Below are 1,344 nucleotides of genomic sequence, written 5' to 3'. Positions count from 1 at the left end.
GCAAATGGAACACGAGGCCCTGAGCAACCTGCAAGCCGAGCTGTTCCAAGTCCGCGTCGCACTCAACCAGCTCCGCGCCGAAGTCGCCCGTCACCCCCAGCACTCCCCATGATCGAGCAGGCCTTCCAGCCGCGCCGCGTACGGCCGCCAGTCCAGCCCCCTGTCCTCCGCCCAGCCATCGTCGTGGCAGGTCCGCAGGTGGCGCGCGCCGGCGTCGCCGATCACGGTCACCACGTCGCCCCGGACACCCTGGGCGCGCATCCGCGTGACGAGTTCCAGCGCACCCCACAGGTTCGTGCCCGTGGCACCGCCGACCGTCAGCCCGGTCTCCCGGCGCACCCGGCGGGCGGCGGCCACACTGGCGGCGTCCGGCACCGGCACCACCAGGTCGACGAGATCGGGGACGAACCCCGGCTCCATCCTCGGCCGGCCGATCCCCTCGATCCGGGACGGCATCCCGGTGCCGTAGTCGGCGGCGCCGCTCGCCCAGCCGGGGAAGTAGGCGGAGTTCTCCGGATCGACCACGGCCAGCCGACCCGGCAGCTCATGGGCACGCAGGTGACGGCCGACGGCGGCGGACGTGGCGCCGGTGCCCGCGCCGACCACCACCCACCGGGGGCACTCCCCCACCTGCCCGAACAGCTCCTCGGCCAGACTCCCCCCGTGCCAGTCGACGGCCGCGGCCGAGACGTAGTGGTCCAGGTAGTGGCCACCGACCTGATCGGCCAGTTCCCTGGCCTCGCCGTAGACGGCCAGGGGCGGATCGACGAACCGGCACGTCCCGCCCAGCCGTTCGACGCCCTCCCCCGAGGACCTCCCGGGCATCACCGCGACGTACGGCAGGCCGAGCATCCGGGCGAAGTAGGCCTGGGCGACCGCCATCGCACCCCCGGTGGCCTCCACCACCGTGGTGCCCTCCGCGATCCGGCCCGAGGCGATCGCCTGGCGGAACAGGGCACGCGCCAGCCGATGTTTGAGACTCCCCGTCGGCTGCGCCGACTCGTCCTTCATCCACAGCCGCATCTCCCACCCGGCGGGCAACGGGAACCGGCGCAGCGGCGTGCAGCCCGCCCGCTCCATCTCGTCATCCAGCCGTACGATCGCCTCCGCCGCCCACGCACTGATCATCCGGGCAATCTACCGCCGGGGGACCAGCGGGAGCGCGTAGTCGGCCGTGCGGTGCGCTATCTCGAACCCGGCGCGGGTGTAGATGCCGAAAGCCCCGGTCGGGTTGTCCGCGTCCACCCCCAGCCCGGCCTTGTCGTACCCCTGCGCGCGGACCAAGCCCGTAGACGTCGACCGCCTGCTGGAACGGCTACGCGGCTGGCTGACCAGGGGCAAGCC

General features: G+C 73.1%; 2 protein-coding genes. Both read right to left on the bottom strand.

Annotated features, from left to right (window positions below; genetic code table 11):
- Positions 1-90: 90 nt before the first annotated feature.
- Positions 91-1,128, bottom strand: coding sequence for a pyridoxal-phosphate dependent enzyme (locus tag ABZ260_RS51135; RefSeq protein ID WP_355633256.1), 1,038 nt, complete (start codon positions 1,126-1,128; stop codon positions 91-93).
- A 9-nt stretch (positions 1,129-1,137) separates the two neighbouring features.
- Positions 1,138-1,344: hypothetical protein (locus ABZ260_RS51130; protein ID WP_355633253.1), on the bottom strand; the 207-nt coding region annotated here is incomplete at its 5' end.

Origin of the sequence: Streptosporangium sp. NPDC006013 (assembly GCF_040614275.1) — a bacterium.
GTDB lineage: Bacteria > Actinomycetota > Actinomycetes > Streptosporangiales > Streptosporangiaceae > Streptosporangium.
Note: the sequence above shows the minus strand (reverse complement) of the source record. Positions and strands in the feature narration are given on the sequence as shown.

Bases quoted from the DNA above. Each gene is read 5' to 3' on its own strand.
- ABZ260_RS51135 (WP_355633256.1), bottom strand. From the start codon at position 1,128: ATGATCAGTGCGTGGGCGGCGGAGGCGATCGTACGGCTGGATGACGAG.